This window comes from Spirosoma pulveris (assembly GCF_054781875.1).
Genome location: NZ_BAAGTO010000058.1, coordinates 1 through 1,380, shown reverse-complemented (window position 1 = coordinate 1,380; position 1,380 = coordinate 1). Strand labels below are relative to the sequence as shown.

Genomic DNA, 1,380 nt, shown 5'->3' with positions numbered 1-1,380 from the left:
CGTATGCTACTGATTGAGTTGGACAGATATTAAAATCACCGTAACAGGCCTTCATATTGCACATTTCCGTACCTCACTTTCTTGTAAGGGTACCAGCGTAACTTGACTTTACGCTTTCGCTGGTGCATCTGGTGCGGGGTTAAATAATTCAGCGAAGCGTGCGGACGGACCGTGTTATAAGCCGTAATCGCTCGTTCGATGCCCTCAGTTGCTGCCCCAAAAGAAGTAAAAGTCCGGCTCAGTTTACAATCATCTTTTAGGGATTGCAGCACGCGCTCAGCCATCGAGTTTTCGTTCGGATCACCCGACTCAGTCATACTGATGGTCGCATTCACTTGCCGCAATCGTTGCACATACGCCCAAGAGCAGTACTGAACGCCCCGATCTGAATGATGGATTAACGGTTGGCTGATATCTTTCCGAGCTAGTAAAGCCATATTTAGCGACCTCAAAGCCCCTTGAGCATGCATCGTTTTCTCAAACGACCAGCCCACGATCTTACGCGAAAAAGCATCCATAATGATGTAGAGATATGCGTAAGTTTGCCCAACTGAGATATACGTTAGATCGCTCACCCACAACTCATTAGCCCGAGAAGGAATCACATTTTTGACCTTGTTGGGGTATTTAAAATGTGTATGGTTCGATTGAGTTGTGGTAACCTTTTGAGCCTTTCGTTTAGCCAACATGCCATTTTCCTTCAAGAGCGCATGCAGGCGATCCCGACCCAGTTTGATGCGATGCCGGGTTAAAAATACCTGCATTTCATGATGGAGTTTGTGGGTACCCATACCTGGAATGTCACGACGTATTCGCCTGACTTCCTGTAAGATAGCATCCGTCTGAAAACCCACTTTTTCTTTTTGCCGGGTAGCCGCATACCAGGCTTGACGCACTCGGCCAAACAGTCTACAAATCAACTCCATGCCCACTAAAGGGTAGCGACGAGTTAATTTTTCGGCCGCCTGGCGCCAGGCTTTTTTATGATTGGAATGTGAAACTGCTCTTCGGCAATTTGAATCACCGTTTGATAGGCTTCCGCCTGTAAGCGGAGAAACTGGTTCTCCTTTTCCATGTCAGCTAGTTTTCGCTCCAGCGTTTTGACATAGTCCGCGTCTCGTTTCATGGTTTTTCGGCGGTTTTTGGGTTGTAAAAGGGGAAGTAAGCGTAATCTGAAGTAGTTGCGGTTGAGACGGCGCAGCTCTCTCATGGGGATGCCCAGGGTTTCTTCCAGTTCGGAGGCCTGGACTCGTTCGGCGCGATAGGCTTCGACGACCTTCCAGCGGAATAGGTGTCGAGTTTTCTTTTTCTTATAGCCTAACAAATCATTAAGATACGTATTCATACTGGATTCTGACTAGATTTTCCAGTAGCATACGT

2 protein-coding genes are annotated in these 1,380 nt (G+C 47.4%); both read right to left on the bottom strand.

The features are described 5' to 3' along the window. Positions 1-35: 35 nt before the first annotated feature. The gene (locus tag ACYVJM_RS32055) at positions 36-926 is read right to left on the bottom strand and encodes an IS3 family transposase (protein ID WP_461152201.1); all 891 of its coding nucleotides are present in this window, start codon (positions 924-926) and stop codon (positions 36-38) included. 23 nt (positions 927-949) lie between these two features. Beyond that, positions 950-1,345 carry a hypothetical protein gene (locus ACYVJM_RS32050; protein WP_461152200.1) on the bottom strand — a complete coding sequence of 132 codons (396 nt, stop codon included), beginning with the start codon at positions 1,343-1,345 and terminating at the stop codon, positions 950-952. Between the last annotated feature and the right edge of the window lie 35 nt (positions 1,346-1,380).